This window comes from Rhodoferax sp. GW821-FHT09E07, from assembly GCF_059416145.1.
This window is the reverse complement of record NZ_JBWKOP010000001.1, coordinates 471125-491784: the sequence shown is the minus strand read 5'-3', so window position 1 is coordinate 491784 and position 20660 is coordinate 471125. Positions and strand designations below refer to the sequence as shown.

Below are 20660 nucleotides of genomic sequence, written 5' to 3'. Positions count from 1 at the left end.
CGTAACCCGGGGGTATCAGACGCGATCAGCCGCTGCGGAAAATAAAGTACACCGCACCCACCATGCACAGCCCGGCCCAAACGAAGTCCAGCTTGAAGGGCTGTTTCAGGTAAATCATGGCAAACGGCAAAAACACCGTCAGCGTGATGATTTCCTGCATGATTTTGAGTTGGGCCACCGAAAAACCGGCTTGCTGGAAGCCAATGCGATTGGCTGGCACCTGCAGAAGGTATTCGAACAGGGCGATGCCCCAGCTCACCAGTGCAGCGGTGTACCAGGGCACGGTGGCAAGGCTCTTCAGATGGCCGTACCACGCAAAGGTCATAAACACATTGCTGGCCACCAACAGGAGAATGGTCTGCAGGGAAAGGGGGATGCTGCTGAGAAAGTTCATGGCCCGATTATCCCCATCCAGAAAAAAAACCCCGTAGTTTTCACCACGAGGCTTTTGCGCTAAAGAGGCTGCAGCTTAGGCAGTCACGCCGTCCTTCACCGTCGCCGCAGACTCGGTGTAGTCATCAATCTTGTCAAAGTTCAGGTACTGGTACACCTTGTCGCTGGCAGCGGTCAGCACGCCCATATCGGCCAGATATTCTTCCTTGGTCGGGATGCGGCCCAACTTGGAGCAGATCGCAGCCAATTCGGCAGAACCCAGGTACACATTGCTGTTCTTGCCCAGACGGTTGGGGAAGTTGCGGGTGGACGTAGAGAACACGGTTGCGCCCTCCTTCACCTGCGCCTGGTTGCCCATGCACAAACTGCAGCCCGGCATTTCCATGCGCGCACCGGCGCTACCCAGCACACCGTAGTGGCCTTCGTCGCTCAGTTGCTTGGCGTCCATCTTGGTCGGAGGCGCGACCCACAGCTTGACCGGGATGTCTCGCTTGCCTTCCATCAGCTTGGAGGCTGCGCGGAAGTGGCCGATGTTGGTCATGCAGGAGCCGATGAACACTTCGTCGATCTTGGCACCAGCGACTTCTGCCAATGTTTTCACGTCGTCCGGATCGTTCGGGCAAGCGACGATGGGTTCGTGGATATCGGCCAGGTCGATTTCGATAACGGCGGCGTACTCAGCGTCAGCGTCGCCCTTCAGCAGCTGCGGATCCTTCAGCCAAGCTTCCTGCGCGGCAATGCGGCGAGCCAGCGTGCGGGCATCAGAGTAGCCATTGGCAATCATCCACTTCATCATCGTGATGTTGGAATTGATGTACTCAATGATCGGCTCCTTGTTCAGGTGCACCGTGCAGCCGGCGGCAGAGCGCTCGGCCGACGCGTCGGACAACTCAAACGCTTGTTCGACCTTCAAGTCTGGCAAGCCCTCGATTTCGAGAATGCGGCCGGAGAAGATGTTCTTCTTGCCCTTCTTCTCGACGGTCAACAAACCGGCCTTGATGGCGTACAGAGGGATCGCATTGACGAGGTCACGCAACGTCACGCCGTCTTGCATCTTGCCCTTGAAGCGCACCAGCACCGACTCAGGCATGTCCAGCGGCATCACACCGGTGGCCGCGGCGAACGCCACCAGACCGGAGCCTGCGGGGAAGGAAATCCCGATCGGGAAACGCGTGTGACTATCGCCACCAGTGCCCACGGTGTCGGGCAGCAGCAAGCGGTTCAGCCAGCTGTGGATCACGCCGTCACCCGGACGCAACGAGATGCCGCCGCGGGTGCTGATGAACTCAGGCAACTCGTGGTGCATCTTCACGTCTACGGGCTTGGGGTAGGCGGCCGTGTGGCAGAAGGATTGCATCACCAGGTCGGCGCTGAAGCCCAGGCAGGCCAAGTCTTTCAGCTCGTCGCGGGTCATCGGGCCTGTCGTGTCTTGCGAACCGACCGAGGTCATCTTGGGTTCGCAGTAGGTACCGGGGCGCACGCCCTGGCCTTCTGGCAGACCGCAGGCGCGGCCCACCATCTTCTGCGCCAAGCTGAAGCCCTTGCCGCTGTCAGCGGGGTTCTGGGGCAGGCGGAACAGTGTGGAGGGCGCCAGGCCCAGGGCTTCGCGCGCCTTGGCGGTCAGGCCGCGACCGATGATCAGAGGGATACGGCCGCCGGCGCGCACTTCATCGAACAGCACTTCGCTCTTGACCGCGAACTCGGCAATCACCTTGCCATCCTTCAGCGCCTTGCCGGCGTAAGGCAACAACTCAACCACGTCGCCCATGTTCATCTGGCTCACGTCCACTTCGATCGGCAGCGCACCCGCATCTTCCATGGTGTTGTAGAAGATGGGCGCGATCTTGGTGCCCAGGCAGACGCCGCCAAAGCGCTTGTTCGGCACGAACGGGATGTCTTCGCCGGTGAACCACAGCACCGAGTTGGTGGCGGACTTGCGGCTGGAGCCGGTGCCGACCACGTCACCCACGTAGGCCACCAGATTGCCCTTGGCGCGCAGGTCTTCGATGAACTTGACCGGACCACGCTTGCCGTCTTCCTCGGGCGTGATGCCGTCGCGCTTGTTCTTCAGCATGGCCAAGGCATGCAAAGGAATGTCGGGGCGGCTCCAGGCGTCAGGCGCGGGGGACAGATCGTCGGTATTGGTTTCGCCAGTGACCTTCAGAATGGTGACGGTGATGCTTTGTGGCACTTCGGGGCGGCTGGTGAACCACTCGGCGTCAGCCCAGCTTTGCAGCACGGCTTTGGCGAATTCGTTGCCCTTGTCGGCCTTTTCCTTGACGTCATGAAACTGGTCGAACATAAGCAGGGTTTTCTTCAGGCCTTCAGCGGCTTCCTTGGCCACGGCCGCATCGTCCAGCAGATCGACCAGCGGGCTGATGTTGTAGCCGCCCAGCATGGTACCCAGCAGTTCGGTAGCGCGGGCGCGGGAGATCAGCGAACACTGCTCGGTACCGTGGGCCACGGCAGCGAGGTAGCTGGCCTTGACCTTGGCCGCATCGTCCACACCAGCAGGCACGCGGTGCGTGATCAGGTCTACCAGCGTCGCTTCTTCACCGGCGGGCGGGCTTTTCAGCAACTCGATCAGTTCGCCGGTCTGCTTGGCGGACAACGGCAGCGGAGGAATCCCCAGCGCAGCACGTTCGGCCACATGGTCTCGGTAGGCTTTCAACATCATTTTCTCCTTCAGTAACAATAAAACACCACCGCAGCCCCCGTGGAGGCTCCGTTAGTAGCTATCTATTTGGTAGCAGTAGCCACCGCGTCAGCCCTGGATTCAGTAGACGCCGCCAGGGGCGCCTTGTCCAGAGGCTCAAGCAAGCTCGGTGCCGGGTTGCGCAGTAACGCCTCGGCCACCACGGTTTGTTCGGCATTCATGCAGGCATCGGCCAGGCGCCGGCCCTGCTTCTGGTCCATCAGCATCGATTTATTAGCCAGTTGCAACCACACAGCACCGCTCGCAGGATCTTCCAAGCGCACTGCACCGGTGCTGGTGGGCACCGGCACCATCTGGTATTTCCGGCGTCCGTGTTCCAGCACGAAGCGGCCGGCCCAGGTCGGATGGGCCGAAATCTTCACCTGCGCGCCGAGCTCACAGGGTACGGTGCCTACAACGATGCGCCGCGCTACGGCCAGATGCTCCGGGCTCAACTCGGCCGGTTCGGCCTCCACCACCTCGGGTGGTGTCACCACCACGTGGGGTTTGGCAACTTTCTTCAGCTTGGTGGTCGGGCTCGCGGCCTGGGCCAAGGGCGCCATGACCAGTACCAGCAACACACCCCACAGCGACGACTTCAACATGGTGAACTCCAAACTCAACGGACCGAGGTAGAAAAATAGGCTGCCGCTTGCGCAGGCAAGGCGCGGCCGGTCTGGTGCGCCCGCTCCAGCACCTGCCAAAAATAGCGGTAGCTGGCACGGTCATGCAGCTGGCCTTCCACAGAAATCGGCGCCCACTCCTGGCGCTGGGCCTCCTGCACGATGTGCGCGGCCAAGGCCACTTCATCCTCTGTGGGCGCAAAGGCTTCCAGAATCGGACGAATCTGGTCCGGATGGATGCTCCACATGCGTGTGAACCCCAAGGCTTGGGCTGCCGTTCGGGCAGCGCGCAGCAAGGCGGCAGGGTCTTTGAATTCCGTGACGACGCAGTGCGAAGGTACCTTGCCGTACGCATGACAAGCACTGGCAATGTCCAGCTTGGCACGTACCACCAGCGGGTGGTGAAACTGGTCCAGCGTCGCACTGTCACTCGCTGCACGCACACCCATGGCCGATGAAGGAATGGCGCCGCCGTGGCTGGAAACAAAGTCCATCAACCCGAAGCTTACCGACTGCACCCGCGGATGCGCCGCAATCTCAAAGGCACGATGCACTGCAGCTGGCGACTCGATCAGCACATGCAATGGCAGCGGAGCCACACCAGGCGCAGTGGCAGCGTTGACTGCAGCCACCGCACGGTCCACATCCCAGACCGACTCCACCTTGGGCACCATGATGTAGCTCAGCGACGCGCCGGCCAGCCCCACCACGGTCTGCACATCCGAGGCGAATTCCGCATGGCCCACGGCGTGCACGCGCACACCGATCCTGCGGCGCAAGCCTTTTGCTATTAAATTGGGAGCTGCTTGCGCAGCATTGGCGAGGGCTGCGACCATATTGGCATGATCATCTTCACCCCCGACAGGTGCACCGTCTTCGCAGTCCAGGGTCACGTCGAAGACGCAGGCCCCGAACTCTTCGGTCATCTCGGCCTGCAGTTGCAGGCTTTTGACCATCCGCGCCTCGACGCCGCTGTAGTGGTCGCAGACGGGTAACACACCCGCCGCGCCCTGGGCGCCAAGAAGAACGTCACGCGGATGCATGGGCCCTTGGCTTTTTTTACTTCAGCAGATGGGCAACGCCAGCTTGCTCGTCTTGCAGTTCTTTCAGCGTGACGTTGATGCGCTCTTGCGAGAACGCATCCACATCCAGGCCTTCCACCAGCTTGTACTCGCCGCCTTCGCAGGTCACGGCAAAGCCGAACATGGTGTCCTTGGGGATGCCGTATTGGCCGTCAGACGGGATACCCATGGTGACCCACTTGCCGTTGGTGCCCAGGGCCCAGTCGCGCATGTGGTCGATGGCCGCGTTGGCAGCAGACGCTGCGGAGGACACACCGCGTGCAGCGATGATGGCCGCACCACGCTTGCCCACGGTAGGCAGGAAGGTGTCCTTGTTCCACACTTCGTCGTTGATCAGGGCCTTGACGCTTTGGCCGTTGATGGTAGCGAAGCGGTAGTCGGCGTACATGGTGGGCGAGTGGTTGCCCCATACGGCCATTTTTTCAATGTCGGCCACGGCCTTGCCGGTCTTGGCGGCGATCTGGCTCAGCGCACGGTTATGGTCCAGGCGCAGCATGGCGGTGAAATTCTTGCGTGGCAGGTCGGGCGCGCTCTTCATGGCGATGTAGGCATTGGTGTTGGCGGGATTGCCCACCACCAGCACCTTCACATTACGGCTGGCCACAGCGTTCAGGGCCTTGCCTTGGGCGGTGAAGATTTCGGCGTTCACGGCCAGCAGTTCGGCACGTTCCATGCCGGGGCCGCGGGGGCGCGAACCGATCAGCAGAGCGTAGTCCACGTCCTTGAATGCAGCCATCGGGTCGCTGTGCGCTTCGATACCCACCAGCAGAGGGAACGCGCAGTCTTGCAGCTCCATGATCACGCCTTGCAGCGCTTGCTGGGCCTTTTCAACCGGAACTTCCAGCAGGCTCAGAACAACAGGCTGGTCCTTGCCCAGCATTTCGCCAGAGGCGATGCGGAACAGAATGGCGTATCCAATTTGGCCTGCTGCACCGGTAACGGCAACGCGGACGGGTTTCTTGCTCATGGTAAAAACTCCAGGAAGTGTGGTGAAAACGGCGTGGGACCAGCGCTTTTCGCAATCCGTGTTGCGCTGCAGAATGCGCGGGAGTTTACTCCCGATTTCTGCACCGCGTCAATTTGTCTTATGTCTTATATAAGATATGATTGAGGATAATTTCGAGACTGACCTGTAGCTGACGCAACTCCTCCCACCATGGCCGCCATTCCTCCCTCTTCGAGCGACACCTCTGCCTCCGCAGATGCCGAGGCAGGCACGGCCAGCAGCCCCTCATTCACCCCGGCATTCAGCCCGCTGTACCAGCAGATCAAGGTGCTGATGCTGCAAAGCCTGCAGAGTGGCGAATGGAAGCCCAGCGCCGCCATACCCAGCGAGCTGGAGCTCGCGGCACGTTTCAAGGTCAGCCAGGGCACAGTGCGCAAAGCGATTGATGAGCTGGCCGCAGAAAACCTGCTGGTGCGCCGCCAGGGCAAAGGCACGTTTGTGGCCACCCATGCCGAGCACCATGTGCAGTACCGCTTCCTCAAACTCTTCCCCGACAACGGCGACCCCAACAGCGAGGGCCCGGCCCAACGCAAGATCATTGACTGCAAGCGTCTGCGCGCCTCTGCCGAAGTCGCACGCGCCCTCGCATTGCGGCCCGCCGACGCGGTGCTGCAGGTGCGGCGTGTGCTGTCGTTTGCGGGCGTACCAACGATTCTGGAAGACCTATGGTTGCCCGGCACGCCTTTCAAAGGGCTGACGGCCGAGCGCTTGGCGGGCTACGACGGCCCGATGTACGCACTGTTTGAAACCGAGTTTGGTGTGCGGATGGTCCGCGCTGAAGAAAAAATCCGTGCGGTGCTGCCCGATGCCGAGCAATGCGGGCTGTTGCACACCACCCAACAAACACCGCTGCTGAGCGTGGAACGCACAGCCTTCACCTATAACGACACGCCCATGGAAATGCGGCGCGGCCTGTACCTGACCGACACACACTACTATCGAAATGCGCTAAATTGAGCAGTCTTTACCGTGCAAGTCCAACGTCAGATTGGTGCGGTGCAATAGAATTTTGGCTGGCTGCGCCAAAAATTACAAACAAGTTACCTCCAAGAAAGCCCATCCATGACTGAGCTCGCCTCTGCATCCAAACGCCCGCGGCCCGAATTCCGCAACATCAACGCCTTGTCGGACCTGCCCACTTACCGTTTGCCCCCCGCTGGCTGGGTGTCCATCCTGCATCGCATCAGCGGCGCCATCATGTTCATCCTGATGCCTTTCATTATCTGGATGTTTGACACCTCCGTATCCTCGGAAATCTCATTTGCAAAGTTCAGCAGCGCATTCACCGCGGGCCTGGGTTTTGTGCCTGGTTGGTTCGTCAAACTGGTGGCGCTGGCCATCATCTGGGCCTACCTGCACCACTTCATTGCCGGTCTGCGTCACCTGTGGATGGACATCAACCATGCAGTGAGCAAAGAGTTCGGCCGTTCCTCGGCCATCGTGACGCTGACCCTGGGCTCGGTGCTGACACTGGCCTTGGCACTCAAGCTGTTTGGCGCCTACTAACTACAAAAAGGAATTCAAAAATGGCAGTGAATTATGGTTCCAAGCGTGTCGTCGTTGGCGCGCACTATGGCCTGCGTGACTGGTTGGCGCAACGCGTCACCGCCGTGCTAATGGCCTTGTTCACCCTGGTGGTGCTGGCCCAGGTGATTTTTTCCCGTGGCCCCATTGGCTACGACAAATGGGCCGGCATTTTTTCCGCCCAATGGATGAAGGTTTTGACCTTCTCGGTCATTGTGGCCATGCTGTACCACGTGTGGGTCGGCGTGCGTGACATCTGGATGGACTACGTCAAGCCCGTCTCCATCCGCCTGTCCCTGCAGGTGTTTTCCATCGTCTGGCTCGTCGGCTGTGCTGGCTGGGCCATTCAGGTCCTGTGGCGTCTCTGATCTCCCCTCATAACAGGCAATCCATTCATGTCTTACTCCGTATCCAAACGCAAATTTGACGTCGTGATCGTCGGCGCCGGTGGCTCCGGCATGCGCGCGTCCCTCCAGTTGGCTCGCGCCGGCCTCAACGTCGCCGTGCTGTCCAAAGTGTTCCCCACCCGTTCCCACACCGTGGCGGCCCAAGGTGGCATCGGTGCCTCGCTGGGCAACATGAACGACGACAACTGGCACTACCACTTCTACGACACCGTGAAGGGCTCCGACTGGCTGGGCGACCAGGACGCCATCGAATTCATGTGCCGCGAAGCGCCCAAGGTCGTCTACGACCTGGAGCACATGGGCATGCCGTTTGACCGTAACCCTGATGGCACGATTTACCAGCGTCCGTTTGGCGGCCACACCGCCAACTATGGCGAGAAGGCCGTGGAACGCGCCTGCGCCGCAGCCGACCGTACCGGCCACGCCATGCTGCACACGCTGTACCAACAAAACGTGGCAGCCAAGACCAGCTTCTTCGTGGAGTGGATGGCCCTGGACCTGATCCGCGATGCCGATGGCGACGTGGTGGGTGTGACCGCCCTGGAAATGGAAACCGGTGACATCCATATCCTGGAAGCCAAGACCACGCTCTTGGCCACTGGCGGTGCCGGCCGTATCTTTGCCGCCTCCACCAACGCTTTCATCAACACCGGCGATGGCTTGGGCATGGCAGCGCGCGCTGGCATCCCGCTGGAAGACATGGAGTTCTGGCAGTTCCACCCCACCGGCGTGGCCGGTGCCGGCGTGCTGCTAACCGAAGGCTGCCGCGGCGAAGGCGCGATTCTGCTCAATAGCAATGGTGAGCGCTTCATGGAGCGCTATGCGCCCACCTTGAAAGACTTGGCACCGCGCGACTTTGTGTCCCGCTCCATGGACCAGGAAATCAAGGAAGGCCGCGGCTGCGGCCCCAACAAGGACTACGTGCTGCTGAAGCTGGACCACCTGGGGGCCGACACCATCCACAAGCGCCTGCCTTCGGTGTATGAAATCGGTGTGAACTTCGCCAACGTGGACATCACCAAGGAGCCTATCCCCGTGGTGCCCACCATCCATTACCAGATGGGTGGCATTCCCACCAACATCAACGGCCAAGTCGTCGTGCAGAACGGTGACGTGCACAACCAAGTTGTGGGTGGCCTGTACGCCGTAGGCGAATGCTCCTGCGTGTCGGTGCACGGTGCCAACCGCCTCGGTACCAACTCGTTGCTGGACTTGCTGGTGTTTGGTCGGGCAGCCGGCAACCACATCGTGGACTTCGTCAAGAACAACAAGATCCACAAGCCCCTGCCCAAGGACGCGGCCGACCGCACGCTGGCCCGCGTCTCCCGCCTGGACAACGCCACCAGGGGCGAATACGCCCAGGACGTGGCCAATGACATGCGCGCCGCCATGCAGCAACACGCGGGCGTGTTCCGCACTCAGAAGAGCATGGACGAAGGCGTGACCAAGATCGCCGCCCTGCGTGACCGCGTCAATGCGATCAACCTGAAGGACAAGTCCAAGGTGTTCAACACCGCGCGCATCGAAGCGCTGGAAGTCGAGAACCTGATCGAAGCGGCCCAGGCCACCATCGTGTCCGCCGCTGCCCGCCACGAGAGCCGGGGCGCCCATACCGTGGACGACTACAGCGACTCAGCCGAACACCCCAACGGCCGCAACGACAAAGAATGGCACAAGCACACGCTGTGGTACAGCGAAGGCAACCGCCTGTCGTACAAGCCCGTGCAGATGAAGCCTTTGACGGTGGACTCTGTGCCCTTGAAGGTCCGCACCTTCTAAACGTAGCAAATTCGAGAGATACAGAATATGACCAAACGCACTTTCTCCATCTACCGCTACGATCCGGACAAGGACGCCAAGCCCTACATGCAGGACATCGAGGTGGAACTCGACGGCCACGAACGCATGCTGCTGGACGCGCTGATGAAGCTCAAGGCCGTGGACCCCACGATCTCCTTCCGCCGCTCCTGCCGCGAAGGCGTGTGCGGCTCGGACGCAATGAACATCAACGGCAAGAACGGTCTGGCCTGCCTGACCAATATGCTGACCTTGCCTGGCAAGATCGTGCTGAAGCCCCTGCCCGGCCTGCCCGTGATCCGCGACCTGATCGTGGACATGACGGACTTCTTCAAGCAGTACAACTCGATCAAGCCCTACCTGATCAACGACACCGTACCGCCCGAGAAAGAACGCCTGCAATCGCCTGAAGAGCGCGAAGAGCTCAACGGCTTGTATGAATGCATCTTGTGCGCGAGCTGCTCCACCTCCTGCCCCAGCTTCTGGTGGAACCCTGACAAGTTCGTGGGCCCTGCCGGTTTGCTACAGGCCTACCGCTTCATCGCGGACAGCCGCGACCAGGCCACCGGTGAGCGCCTGGACAATCTGGAAGACCCCTACCGCCTGTTCCGCTGCCACACCATCATGAACTGCGTGGACGTGTGTCCCAAGGGCTTGAACCCCACCAAGGCGATTGGCAAGATCAAGGAAATGATGGTCCTGCGGACTGTCTGACCTTCTACCAGGCAAGTAGCACGTGACCGAAGCACTGATTGACGAACGGGCCTTGGGCAAGCTGCAGTGGCGTTGCCGCCGTGGCCTGCTGGAGAACGACTTGTTCATTGAGCGCTTCTTCCAGCGGTTCAGTCCTTCTTTGACGGTACGCCAAGCCGATGCCTTGGCGGCCCTCATGGACCTGAGCGACAACGACCTACTGGACGTGCAACTGGCACGTAAATCGCTCGCCCAGGTAGATACGCAACTGGACCGCGCGGACGTGCACGAAGTTTTGAAAATGTTGAGAGAACCTCTCTGAAAGGCGAAAGATGAAACTAGCTGACAACAAAGCCACCCTGTCGTTCAGTAACGGCAGCCCCAGCGTCGAATTGCCGGTGTACCAGGGCAATGTGGGGCCTGATGTCGTGGACATCCGAAAGCTCTATGCGCAGACCGGCATGTTCACCTATGACCCGGGCTTTTTGTCGACTGCATCCTGCCAGTCCGCCATTACCTATATCGATGGCGACAAAGGGGAATTGCTGTACCGCGGCTACCCCATCGAGCAGTTGGCCACCAACGTGGACTACCTGGACACCTGCCACCTGCTGCTGAAGGGCGAGTTGCCCAACGCGACGGAGCGCGTGGACTTCCACAAACTCGTGACCAACCACACCATGGTCAACGAACAGATGCAGTTCTTCCTGCGTGGCTTCCGCCGTGATGCACACCCCATGGCCGTGTTGACCGGTCTGGTGGGAGCCCTGTCCGCGTTCTACCACGATAGCACCGACATCAATAACCCCGAACACCGCGAAATCGCTGCGATCCGCTTGATTGCCAAGATGCCTACGCTCGTGGCGATGGCCTACAAGTATGGCGTGGGCCAGCCCTTCATGTACCCGCAGAACGACCTGAGCTACTCCGGCAACTTCCTGCGCATGATGTTCGGCACTCCTTGCGAAGAGTACAAGGTCAACCCGGTCATCGAACGCGCCATGGACCGCATCTTCATCCTGCACGCCGACCACGAACAAAATGCTTCCACGTCCACCGTGCGTCTGTGCGGTTCGTCCGGCACCAACCCGTTTGCAGCCATTGCAGCTGGTGTGGCCTGCCTGTGGGGCCCTGCCCACGGCGGCGCGAACGAAGCCTGCCTGAACATGCTGGAAGACATCCAGCGCCAAGGCGGTGTGTCCAAAGTTGGCCAGTTCATGGAACAGGTGAAGGACAAGAACTCCGGCGTCAAGCTCATGGGCTTTGGTCACCGCGTGTACAAGAACTACGACCCTCGCGCCAAGCTCATGCAGGAAACCTGCAACGAAGTGCTGGAAGCCTTGGGCCTGGAAAACGACCCCTTGTTCAAGCTGGCCAAGCAGCTGGAAAAGATTGCGCTGGAAGACGACTACTTCGTTCAGCGCAAGCTCTACCCCAACGTGGACTTCTACTCCGGCATCGTGCAACGCGCCATTGGCATTCCTGTGAACCTGTTCACCGGCATCTTCGCCTTGGCACGCACCGTGGGCTGGATCGCCCAGCTGAACGAAATGATTGGCGACCCCGAGTACAAGATCGGCCGCCCACGTCAGCTGTTCACCGGTTCCGTCAAACGCGACGTGCAGCCCATCAGCCAGCGCTGATCGGCCGGCAGCCAGCCTGGCTGCCAGCCACACCAGCCCCGCTGCCAGCCCTGGCGCCGGGGCTTTTTTATGGAAATCTGGCCTCTAGCCCCCGTGGAATATGCGTGAAAAGCTACTAATTTGATAGCGGTTTTCAGCAAACCAGCCGCCGCGCCATCCTCCGCTCCGAAGCCAGTCATCGCAAAGCACGAAGCAAAGGCTTGCAATCCCGTGGGAAAATAGTGCCATACATCGTCAATGGCGATGTCCAAACCCATGCAAGCCACAGCGCCCAACCTCATCCGCCGCCTAGACCTGACCTCGCTTCAGCTGTTCGTGGCCGTCTGCGAGCTGGGCAGCATTGGCAAGGCAGCCCAGCGAGAATTCATTGCGCCCTCGGCCCTGAGCAAGCGGCTCAGCGACCTGGAGGCTGCGCTGGGCACGGCGCTGCTGCACCGCCATTCACGCGGCGTACACCTCACCCCCGCCGGGCAAAATCTGCTGCACCACGCACGCAGCGTGCTGTTCAGTGTGGACCGCATGCAGGCCGAGTTGAGCGAATATGCCGACGGCGCACGCGGCCAGGTGCGCGTGCACGCCAGCATCTCGGCCACAGTGCAGTTTCTGCCTGAAGACTTGGGTGCCTTTGTGCGCGCTCACCAGGGCATCAAGATCGACCTCGAAGAACATCTGAGCAGCGAAGTGATTCGCGCCGTGCAGGAAGGCGCGGCGGACCTGGGCGTGTGCAACACGGCCGATGGTGTGGGCGAGCTGCAAACCCGGCCTTACCGCCAGGACCAACTGGTGCTCATCGTGCCCAGCGGGCACGCGCTGGCTCAACAAACTGCCGTGGCCTTTGAGGAAACCCTGGCCTTCGACCATGTGGGCCTGCACTCCAACAGCTCCATCTATGTGGCGATGCGCCAGGCTGCAGCCGCGCTGGGGCAAACCATCAAGCTGCGCATCCAGGTCACCGGGCTGGATGCCATGGGCCGCATGATCCTTAACGGTCTGGGCATTGGCGTTATGCCACTGCGCGCCTTCACGCTGATGCACAGCGCAGGCGGGCTCAGCGCCGTGGGCCTCAGCGACGCCTGGGCGACGCGCCGCATCGAACTGGTAACACGCGACTTCTCCACCCTGCCACGCACCGCGCGGTTGCTGGTGGACCACCTGACGGCCATGACCCCGCACGGGGCCAAGGCCTAAAATTGATTTTCAGAAGGAAGACATCCATGGCACGCACGCTTTACGACAAACTCTGGGACGACCACGTTGTCCACACCGAAGAGGACGGCACCTCCATCCTCTACATCGACCGCCATTTGGTCCACGAGGTGACCAGCCCCCAGGCCTTTGAAGGCCTGCGCGAAGCGGGCCGCAAGGTCTGGCGCGTCAGCTCCATCGTGGCCACGGCCGACCACAACACCCCCACCACCGGCTGGGAACGTGGTTACGACGGCATCACCGACCCCACCAGCAAAGAACAGGTCACCACGCTGGACGCCAACATCAAGGAATTCGGCTCTGCGGCCTTCTTCCCGTTCCTGTCCAGGCGCCAGGGTATCGTCCATGTCATCGGGCCCGAGAACGGCGCCACCCTGCCCGGCATGACCGTGGTCTGTGGCGACTCGCACACCTCCACGCACGGCGCATTTGGTGCACTGGCCCACGGCATCGGCACCAGCGAGGTGGAGCACGTGATGGCTACGCAAACACTCTTGGCCAAGAAGGCCAAGAACATGCTGGTGAAGGTGGAAGGCAAGGCCGCGCCCGGCATCACCGCCAAGGACATCGTGCTGGCCATCATCGGCAAGATCGGTACTGCGGGCGGTACCGGCTACACCATTGAATTTGGTGGCGCCGCCATTCGCGCGCTCTCCATGGAAGGCCGCATGACGGTCTGCAACATGGCGATCGAAGCCGGTGCACGCGCCGGTCTGGTCGCGGTGGATGAAAAGACCATCGACTACGTCAAGGGCCGCCCCTTGGCCCCAGGCGCCAGTGCCACCAGCCCCGAAGCTGCCGCCGTGGAATGGGACCAGGCTGTGGCGTTCTGGAAGACGCTGCACTCGGATGCGGGTGCGCACTTTGACACCGTGGTGGAGCTGGATGCCAGCCAGATCGTGCCGCAAGTGACCTGGGGCACCTCGCCCGAAATGGTGCTGGGCGTGGACGCCCGCGTGCCAGATCCCGACAAGGAAAAAGACAGCAACAAGCGCGGCGCCATCGAGCGCGCGCTGACCTACATGGGCCTGGAGCCCGGCAAGGCACTGGACGATCTGTTTGTCGACAAGGTATTCATCGGTTCCTGCACCAACAGCCGCATCGAAGACATGCGCGAAGCTGCCGACGTGGTGAAGAAGCTGGGCCAGAAAGTGGCCAAGAACATCAAGCTGGCAATGGTCGTGCCCGGCTCGGGTCTGGTGAAAGAACAGGCCGAGCGTGAAGGCTTGCATGAGATCTTCAAGGCCGCCGGTTTTGAGTGGCGCGAACCCGGCTGTTCCATGTGCTTGGCCATGAACGCAGACCGCCTCGAGCCCGGCGAACGCTGCGCCTCCACCAGCAACCGCAACTTTGAAGGTCGGCAAGGCGCAGGTGGCCGTACCCACTTGGTCAGCCCCGCGATGGCTGCTGCTGCTGCCATCCACGGCCATTTCGTCGACATCCGCAAATTCTCCTGAGCCATCTACCAAGGACACCACCATGAAAACCATTGTTTACGCTGTGTGCGCATCTGCCCTGCTGTTGCTGACCGCTTGCAACACCGTCAAAGGCGTGGGCCAGGACATCCAGAAGGCCGGCGAGAAGATTGAAGGAGCGGCCAAGAAATGAAAGCCTTCACCCTCCACAAGGGCCTGGTTGCACCGATGGACCGTGAGAACGTGGACACGGATGCCATCATCCCCAAACAGTTTCTCAAATCCATCCGTAAGACCGGCTTCGGTCAAAACCTGTTTGACGAGTGGCGCTACCTGGACGCGGGCTACCCCGGCCAAGACCCGGCCAGCCGCAAGCCCAACCCCGACTTCGTGCTGAACCAGCCGCGCTATGCGGGCGCCAGCATCCTGCTCGCCCGAAAAAACTTTGGCTGCGGCTCCAGCCGCGAGCACGCGCCCTGGGCCATCGACCAGTACGGCTTTCGCGCCATCATTGCGCCCAGCTACGCCGACATCTTCTTCAATAACTGCTTCAAGAACGGCCTGCTGCCCATCGTGCTCAGTGAAGCGCTGGTGGACCAACTGTTCAACGAAGCGCTAGCCTTCCCCGGCTACCAGCTCAGCATCGATCTGGAACGCCAGGTCATCGTGAAGCCGCAAGGTGAAGAGATTCCGTTCGACGTGCAGGCTTTTCGCAAATACTGCCTGCTCAACGGCTTTGACGACATCGGCCTGACCCTGCGCCACGCCGACAAGATCAAAGCTTTCGAAGCCCAACGTTTGGCACAAAAGCCCTGGCTAGCCCGCACCATGTCTGCGTAAATAGCTCTCAAATTCATAGCATTCAAAGAACATCATGAAAATTGCAGTTTTGCCCGGTGACGGCATTGGTACCGAAATCGTCGCCGAGGCCGTCAAGGTCTTGAACACGCTGGACCTCAAATTTGAAATGGAAACCGCCCTGGTGGGCGGCGTGGCCTACGACACGTACGGTCACCCCCTGCCCGAAGCCACGCTCAAGCTGGCCAAGGAAGCAGACGCCGTACTGTTCGGCGCTGTGGGCGACTGGAAATACGACAAGCTGGAGCGACAGTTCCGCCCCGAACAGGCCATACTGGGTCTGCGCAAGAACCTGGGCCTGTTCGCTAACTTCCGCCCTGCCATCTGCTACGAGCAACTGGTGGGCGCCTCCAGCCTCAAGCCCGAGCTGATCGCCGGCCTGGACATCCTCATCATCCGCGAGCTGACTGGTGACATCTATTTCGGCCAACCGCGCGGCCGCCGCATCGCCACCGACGGCCATTTCCCCGGCGCCGAAGAAGCCTTCGACACGATGCGCTACAGCCGCCCCGAGATTGAACGCATCGCCCACGTGGCCTTCCAGGCCGCGCGCAAGCGCAACAAGCGCGTCACCAGCGTGGACAAGAACAACGTGCTGGAGACCTCGCAGCTTTGGAAAGACGTAATGGTCGAAGTCGGCCAACAGTACCCCGACGTGGAACTCGATCACATGCTGGTAGACAACGCCGCCATGCAACTGGTCAAGGCGCCCAAGAAGTTTGACGTGCTGGTCACTGGCAATATGTTTGGCGACATCCTCAGCGACGAAGCCTCCATGCTCACCGGCTCCATCGGCATGCTGCCTTCTGCCAGCCTGAACAGCAGCAACCAGGGCTTGTACGAGCCCAGCCACGGCAGCGCACCCGACATTGCGGGCAAAGGCATTGCCAACCCGCTGGCCACCATCCTGTCCGCCGCGATGATGCTGCGCTTCAGCCTGAACCAGGAAGCTGCTGCCCAGCGCATTGAGGCCGCGGTGCAAAAGGTGCTGGCGCAAGGCTATCGCACCTCCGACATCTACAGCGAAGGCACGACCAAGGTTGGCACCGCGCAGATGGGTGACGCCGTGGTCAAGGCGTTGGGCTGATTCAGCCCCTTCCACGAGGCTTCTGCGAGGTCGGCCACGGTGTGGCGGCCTCGCATCCAAAAATCATTTCAGTCCGCGCGGAGCAAAAAATATTTGTTCTGGGCTACAATCTATTTATGTTTGCCGCCTGCCTCCTCTCCCTGAGCATTGCTTTTGCCGCCATGGCAAGCAAGGCCGCGCGCGCAACCATCACCAAAACCACGACCATTAAGGGCTGATTTCGCCTGGTTCGTCGTGCGCCCTCCCGGCCAGACGAGCCGGGCAAGCAGCCAGCGTGGCACTGTTTGTTAATTTAGAAAGGGCGTTGATATGAGCAAGTTGGTAGGTTTGGTCGGCTGGCGCGGCATGGTCGGCTCGGTATTGATGGACCGCATGGAACAGGAAAAGGACTTCGACCTGATCGAACCCCTCTTCTTCTCCACCTCCAATTCGGGCGGCAAAGCCCCTGCCTGGGCCAAGAACGAAACCACGCTGCAAGACGCCTTCAACCTCGACGCGCTCAAGCGCTGCGACATCATCATCACCGCTCAGGGCGGCGACTACACCAGTGAAGTCTTCCCCAAGCTGCGCGCTGCCGGCTGGAACGGCCACTGGATCGACGCCGCCTCTACGCTGCGCATGGAAAAAGACGCGGTCATCATCCTGGACCCCGTCAACATGCCCGTCATCCAAGACGCGCTGGCCAAGGGCGGCAAGAACTGGGTGGGCGGCAACTGCACCGTGAGCTGCATGCTCATGGGCGTGGGCGCGCTCTACAAGGCCGGTCTGGTCGAGTGGATGAGCACCCAGACCTACCAGGCAGCCAGCGGCGGCGGCGCCCAGCACATGCGCGAACTGTTGACCCAATACGGCACGCTCAACGCCGAAGTGAAGGCCCTGCTCGACGACCCCAAGAGCGCCATCCTGGAAATCGACCGCAAGGTCATCGCCAAGCAACGCGCCCTGACGGGCGCGGAGACCGCCAACTTTGGCGTGCCCCTGGGCGGCAGCCTGATCCCCTGGATCGACAAGGACCTGGGCAACGGCATATCCAAGGAAGAGTGGAAGGGCATGGCCGAGACCAACAAGATCCTCGGCATGGGCGAAGGCCTTGGCTCCAGCGCCATTCCCGTGGACGGCTTCTGCGTGCGTGTGGGTGCCATGCGCTGCCACAGCCAGGCGCTGACCTTCAAACTCAAGAAGGACGTGCCCGTGGCCGACCTCGAAGCCATGATTGCCGCCGACAACGAGTGGGTCAAAGTAGTGCCCAACACCCGCGAAGCCACCATCCAGGACCTGACTCCCGTGGCGGTGACCGGCACCATGACGATCCCCGTAGGCCGCATTCGCAAGCTCGCCATGGGACCGGAATACGTGGGCGCGTTCACGATCGGAGACCAACTGCTGTGGGGTGCTGCGGAGCCGCTGCGCCGTATGCTGCGCATCCTGCTGGACGCGTAACAAGGCGTTACACGACGTTGTCGCAAGGCAACATAAAAGCCGACGGTGGATGGTGAACGGGGCAGGCTTTTAAAGTTAAAAGCTTTCTTAGCTTGTCAGCCTAAGACATTGATGTTATGGTACTTTTTACGTTTTGAGAGTCGGGCTTTTTCGTCCGAAAACAGATAAGTAAATTGCCGCTCGACCGAGCACCGGAGGCTAATAAATTGATCGCAAAGTCACATCGTTGGCAGAAGACCGCCGTAGCGGCCGCAGCCATTGCGCTACTCGGCATGTCAGGGACCGGGGCATATGCGCTTTCGCTCGGTCGCCTTACGGTCCAGTCAGCGTTGGGCGAGCCCCTGCGTGCCGAGATCGAAGTCCCGGACATCAACGCCGAAGAAGCCGCCTCCCTGAAAGCCGGCGTTGCACTGCCAGACGCCTTTGTCGCTGCCGGGTTGGACTACAACCCCGCCATGTCCGGCCTGCAGGCCACGCTGGTGCGCCGCGATGGCCGCTCTTTCCTGCGCCTGAGCAGTGACCGCACGATCAACGATCCGTTTGTTGACCTGATCCTGGAAGCAACCTGGTCATCCGGACGCATCGTGCGGGACTACACCCTGCTGTTTGATCCCCCCGCCCTGCGCAAGGCGCCGACGGCTCCCACCTTGGCGCAGGCCCCTGCAGCGCCAGCGGTGACCAGCAACATCCCACCACGCACGGCGCCTGCGGCCAATACACAACCTGCCGCCGAAACGGCGCCACGTGCGGCCAGCAGCAAGCCCAGTGCACCTCGCGCAGCAGCGCCTGCGGTCGCCAAGGCGCCAGCCGCCGCAGTCGACACAGAAAAACAACTGGTTGTCAAAAAAGGCGATACCGCCAGCAAGATTGCCGGCAGCATCAAACCCGCCGATGTGTCGCTGGACCAGATGCTGGTGGCCATGCTGCGCGCCAACCCTGATGCCTTTGTCCATGACAACCTGAATCGCATCCGTGCAGGTGCTGTTTTGAATGTGCCGACGGCCGAGAGCGCCCAGAGCGTGAGCGCTGCAGAGGCGTCCAAGCTGGTTGTCGCCCAAAGCAAGGACTTCAACGACTTCCGCCGCAACCTCGCAACCAATGCACCCGCTGCCGCTGTGAGTGCGGCGGATCGCAAAGCCAGCGGTACCGTTGAAGCCAAAGTTGAAGACAAGAAACCCGCCAGCGCCACCCCCGACAAGCTCACGCTGTCCAAGGGGTCTGTGCAAAGCAAGGCCGATGAGGCCAAGATTGCCAAAGAGCGTGAGGCCAAGGACGCAGCGGCACGCGCCGCCGAAATCAACAAGAACATCAGTGACCTGAACAAGCTCGGTGCGGCTACCAAGCCTGCGGCGGCGCCAGCCGAGGCCGCCCCCGCGGCCAAGCCTGCCACGCCGGCACCCGCGGTCGCCGTAGCCCCCGTCCCCGCCCCAGTGGCGGCGACGCCTGCGCCGGCGGCCTCTGCACCAGTCGCGGTTGCCTCCGCGCCCGCGCCCCAGGCTGCAGCCCCGGCGCCCAAACCCAAGGTGGCAGTCCCGGCCCCCGTGCAAGAAGAGCCCGGCCTGCTCGACGAGTTGCTGGCAGACCCCTTGGTACCAGCCGGTGCCGTGGGCCTGTTGGCGCTGTTGGGCGGATTTGCCGCCTACCGTGTCCGCCAGCGCAAAAAGAATGCCGCCCAGGTCGACAGCGCCTTCCTCGAAAGCCGCCTGCAACCTGACTCGTTCTTTGGTGCCAGTGGTGGACAACGCATTGACACCAGCAATGGCCCTCCCAGCGCCTCGTCGATGGTTTACTCGGCCAGTCAACTGGATGCCGCCGACGATGTGGATCCGGTCGCCGAAGCCGATGTGTACTTGGCCTATGGTCGCGACCTGCAGGCCGAAGAAATCCTCAAAGAAGCGGTGCGCACCAACCCCGGGCGCCTGGCCATCCATACCAAGCTGCTGGAAATTTTCTCCAAACGCCGCGACACCCGCAGCTTCGAGACCACAGCGGCCCAAGCCTACAAGCTCACCGGTGCCAACAGCCCCGACTGGACACGCATTTGCGAAATGGGCCTGGCGATCGACCCGACCAACCCTCTGTACCAACCAGGCGGAGCACCAGCGTCTGCCGGCGCCGCGGCGTCCACCACTGGAAACTCCAGCTTTGGCGCCAGCACCGTGGCCATGCCGGCCAGTGTGGCCGTCGCAGATGCAGGCGGATCTGGGGTGGACCTCGATCTGGACCTGGACTTCTCGCTGGACGATGAGCCCGCCAGCGCCATCAGCGATGTCACCGGTGGCACCATGAGCTCCGGCGCGGACCAGACTGTCAAGATGGAAGCCCAACCCCAGGACAACAGCCTGGACATGGACTTTGATCTGCCAGATACGCCCGCTGCACCCGTAGCCCCCGAACCGGTGCAGTCCATGCCCGAGATTTCCCTGTCGCTCGACGACCTGGAAACCCCGATGCAAGCCAATGATGTGCCAGCTCCGAAGTTCGAGCCCACAGGCCCTGTGCCCGTGGAACCCGTGATGGAAGCCAGCCCGACGGCCGATACCGGCCTGATGGAATTTGACCTGGGGTCCTTGTCTTTGGATCTGGATCCTCCTGCTGCTGCACAAGCCCCTGACAGCGTCGGTGAAGACCCGCTGGAAACCAAACTAGCCCTGGCTGAAGAATTCATCTCCATCGGAGACGAAGACGGTGCCCGAGCGCTGATTGAAGAAGTGGTGTCTGAGTCCAGCGGTGACATGCGCGCCAAAGCCCAACGCGCACTGGCTAAACTGAGCTAAGCCCTCCTTCCGGA

Annotated in this window: 20 protein-coding genes; 15 read left to right on the top strand and 5 right to left on the bottom strand. The window is 61.3% G+C overall.

Going from position 1 to position 20660, the window contains the following annotated elements; translation table 11 throughout:
* Window positions 1–25: 25 nt before the first annotated feature.
* The 5 genes from AC07OE_RS02425 to AC07OE_RS02405 all read right to left on the bottom strand — a co-directional run bounded on the left by AC07OE_RS02425 (window position 26) and on the right by AC07OE_RS02405 (window position 5760).
* Entirely contained in the window at window positions 26–394 is a 369-nt protein-coding gene (locus AC07OE_RS02425) for a DMT family protein (RefSeq protein WP_495068964.1), read from the bottom strand.
* 75 nt (window positions 395–469) lie between these two features.
* Window positions 470–3067, bottom strand: a complete 2598-nt coding sequence (acnB, locus tag AC07OE_RS02420) for a bifunctional aconitate hydratase 2/2-methylisocitrate dehydratase (RefSeq protein WP_495068963.1) — start codon at window positions 3065–3067, stop codon at window positions 470–472.
* 65 nt (window positions 3068–3132) lie between these two features.
* A complete protein-coding gene (locus tag AC07OE_RS02415) occupies window positions 3133–3693 on the bottom strand; it encodes a hypothetical protein (RefSeq protein ID WP_495068962.1) in 561 nt (186 codons plus the stop codon).
* A 14-nt stretch (window positions 3694–3707) separates the two neighbouring features.
* Complete coding sequence (locus AC07OE_RS02410) at window positions 3708–4754, bottom strand: HpcH/HpaI aldolase/citrate lyase family protein (protein WP_495068961.1); 1047 nt, start codon at window positions 4752–4754, stop codon at window positions 3708–3710.
* Between the two features lie 16 nt (window positions 4755–4770).
* Complete coding sequence (locus AC07OE_RS02405; protein ID WP_495068960.1) at window positions 4771–5760, bottom strand: malate dehydrogenase; 990 nt, start codon at window positions 5758–5760, stop codon at window positions 4771–4773.
* 189 nt (window positions 5761–5949) lie between these two features.
* Here AC07OE_RS02405 and AC07OE_RS02400 point away from each other — a divergent pair, with 189 nt between their 5' ends.
* From AC07OE_RS02400 to AC07OE_RS02330, 15 genes are all read left to right on the top strand, one after another.
* Window positions 5950–6756: a GntR family transcriptional regulator gene (locus AC07OE_RS02400; RefSeq protein ID WP_495068959.1), complete on the top strand. Its 807-nt coding sequence runs from the start codon at window positions 5950–5952 to the stop codon at window positions 6754–6756.
* 105 nt (window positions 6757–6861) lie between these two features.
* On the top strand, window positions 6862–7305 hold the full coding sequence (gene sdhC, locus AC07OE_RS02395; RefSeq protein ID WP_495068958.1) for a succinate dehydrogenase, cytochrome b556 subunit: 444 nt from the start codon (window positions 6862–6864) through the stop codon (window positions 7303–7305).
* 20 nt (window positions 7306–7325) lie between these two features.
* On the top strand, window positions 7326–7691 hold the full coding sequence (sdhD, locus tag AC07OE_RS02390) for a succinate dehydrogenase, hydrophobic membrane anchor protein (RefSeq protein WP_495068957.1): 366 nt from the start codon (window positions 7326–7328) through the stop codon (window positions 7689–7691).
* 27 nt (window positions 7692–7718) lie between these two features.
* Window positions 7719–9509: a succinate dehydrogenase flavoprotein subunit gene (gene sdhA, locus AC07OE_RS02385; RefSeq protein ID WP_495068956.1), complete on the top strand. Its 1791-nt coding sequence runs from the start codon at window positions 7719–7721 to the stop codon at window positions 9507–9509.
* A gap of 27 nt (window positions 9510–9536) precedes the next feature.
* A complete protein-coding gene (locus tag AC07OE_RS02380; RefSeq protein ID WP_310341583.1) occupies window positions 9537–10241 on the top strand; it encodes a succinate dehydrogenase iron-sulfur subunit in 705 nt (234 codons plus the stop codon).
* A 22-nt stretch (window positions 10242–10263) separates the two neighbouring features.
* Entirely contained in the window at window positions 10264–10542 is a 279-nt protein-coding gene (locus AC07OE_RS02375; RefSeq protein ID WP_495068955.1) for an FAD assembly factor SdhE, read from the top strand.
* 10 nt (window positions 10543–10552) lie between these two features.
* Complete coding sequence (locus AC07OE_RS02370) at window positions 10553–11863, top strand: citrate synthase (RefSeq protein WP_495068954.1); 1311 nt, start codon at window positions 10553–10555, stop codon at window positions 11861–11863.
* 255 nt (window positions 11864–12118) lie between these two features.
* On the top strand, window positions 12119–13051 hold the full coding sequence (locus AC07OE_RS02365; protein WP_495068953.1) for a LysR family transcriptional regulator: 933 nt from the start codon (window positions 12119–12121) through the stop codon (window positions 13049–13051).
* Window positions 13052–13077: 26 nt separating this feature from the next.
* A complete protein-coding gene (gene leuC / locus AC07OE_RS02360; RefSeq protein WP_495068952.1) occupies window positions 13078–14526 on the top strand; it encodes a 3-isopropylmalate dehydratase large subunit in 1449 nt (482 codons plus the stop codon).
* A gap of 22 nt (window positions 14527–14548) precedes the next feature.
* Entirely contained in the window at window positions 14549–14677 is a 129-nt protein-coding gene (locus tag AC07OE_RS02355) for an entericidin A/B family lipoprotein (protein ID WP_105259885.1), read from the top strand.
* Window positions 14674–15324 carry a 3-isopropylmalate dehydratase small subunit gene (gene leuD / locus AC07OE_RS02350; protein ID WP_495068951.1) on the top strand — a complete coding sequence of 217 codons (651 nt, stop codon included), beginning with the start codon at window positions 14674–14676 and terminating at the stop codon, window positions 15322–15324. Before AC07OE_RS02355 ends, leuD begins: the two co-directional genes overlap by 4 nt.
* Before the next feature lie 34 nt (window positions 15325–15358).
* Window positions 15359–16429 (top strand): 3-isopropylmalate dehydrogenase, encoded by a 1071-nt coding sequence (leuB, locus tag AC07OE_RS02345; protein WP_495068950.1) that lies wholly within the window; start codon window positions 15359–15361, stop codon window positions 16427–16429.
* A gap of 41 nt (window positions 16430–16470) precedes the next feature.
* Window positions 16471–16647 carry a hypothetical protein gene (locus tag AC07OE_RS02340; protein ID WP_495068949.1) on the top strand — a complete coding sequence of 59 codons (177 nt, stop codon included), beginning with the start codon at window positions 16471–16473 and terminating at the stop codon, window positions 16645–16647.
* Between the two features lie 91 nt (window positions 16648–16738).
* Window positions 16739–17869: an aspartate-semialdehyde dehydrogenase gene (asd, locus tag AC07OE_RS02335; RefSeq protein ID WP_495068948.1), complete on the top strand. Its 1131-nt coding sequence runs from the start codon at window positions 16739–16741 to the stop codon at window positions 17867–17869.
* Between the two features lie 206 nt (window positions 17870–18075).
* Entirely contained in the window at window positions 18076–20646 is a 2571-nt protein-coding gene (locus AC07OE_RS02330; protein ID WP_495068947.1) for a motility hub landmark protein FimV, read from the top strand.
* Window positions 20647–20660 lie beyond the last annotated feature (14 nt).

Bases quoted from the DNA above. Each gene is read 5' to 3' on its own strand.
- AC07OE_RS02380 (WP_310341583.1), top strand. From the start codon at position 9,537: ATGACCAAACGCACTTTCTCCATCTACCGCTACGATCCGGACAAGGAC.
- AC07OE_RS02415 (WP_495068962.1), bottom strand. From the start codon at position 3,693: ATGTTGAAGTCGTCGCTGTGGGGTGTGTTGCTGGTACTGGTCATGGCG.
- leuC (WP_495068952.1), top strand. From the start codon at position 13,078: ATGGCACGCACGCTTTACGACAAACTCTGGGACGACCACGTTGTCCAC.
- leuB (WP_495068950.1), top strand. From the start codon at position 15,359: ATGAAAATTGCAGTTTTGCCCGGTGACGGCATTGGTACCGAAATCGTC.
- sdhC (WP_495068958.1), top strand. From the start codon at position 6,862: ATGACTGAGCTCGCCTCTGCATCCAAACGCCCGCGGCCCGAATTCCGC.
- leuD (WP_495068951.1), top strand. From the start codon at position 14,674: ATGAAAGCCTTCACCCTCCACAAGGGCCTGGTTGCACCGATGGACCGT.
- sdhD (WP_495068957.1), top strand. From the start codon at position 7,326: ATGGCAGTGAATTATGGTTCCAAGCGTGTCGTCGTTGGCGCGCACTAT.
- AC07OE_RS02355 (WP_105259885.1), top strand. From the start codon at position 14,549: ATGAAAACCATTGTTTACGCTGTGTGCGCATCTGCCCTGCTGTTGCTG.
- AC07OE_RS02365 (WP_495068953.1), top strand. From the start codon at position 12,119: ATGCAAGCCACAGCGCCCAACCTCATCCGCCGCCTAGACCTGACCTCG.
- AC07OE_RS02425 (WP_495068964.1), bottom strand. From the start codon at position 394: ATGAACTTTCTCAGCAGCATCCCCCTTTCCCTGCAGACCATTCTCCTG.
- AC07OE_RS02370 (WP_495068954.1), top strand. From the start codon at position 10,553: ATGAAACTAGCTGACAACAAAGCCACCCTGTCGTTCAGTAACGGCAGC.
- AC07OE_RS02405 (WP_495068960.1), bottom strand. From the start codon at position 5,760: ATGAGCAAGAAACCCGTCCGCGTTGCCGTTACCGGTGCAGCAGGCCAA.
- AC07OE_RS02400 (WP_495068959.1), top strand. From the start codon at position 5,950: ATGGCCGCCATTCCTCCCTCTTCGAGCGACACCTCTGCCTCCGCAGAT.
- acnB (WP_495068963.1), bottom strand. From the start codon at position 3,067: ATGTTGAAAGCCTACCGAGACCATGTGGCCGAACGTGCTGCGCTGGGG.
- sdhA (WP_495068956.1), top strand. From the start codon at position 7,719: ATGTCTTACTCCGTATCCAAACGCAAATTTGACGTCGTGATCGTCGGC.
- AC07OE_RS02410 (WP_495068961.1), bottom strand. From the start codon at position 4,754: ATGCATCCGCGTGACGTTCTTCTTGGCGCCCAGGGCGCGGCGGGTGTG.
- asd (WP_495068948.1), top strand. From the start codon at position 16,739: ATGAGCAAGTTGGTAGGTTTGGTCGGCTGGCGCGGCATGGTCGGCTCG.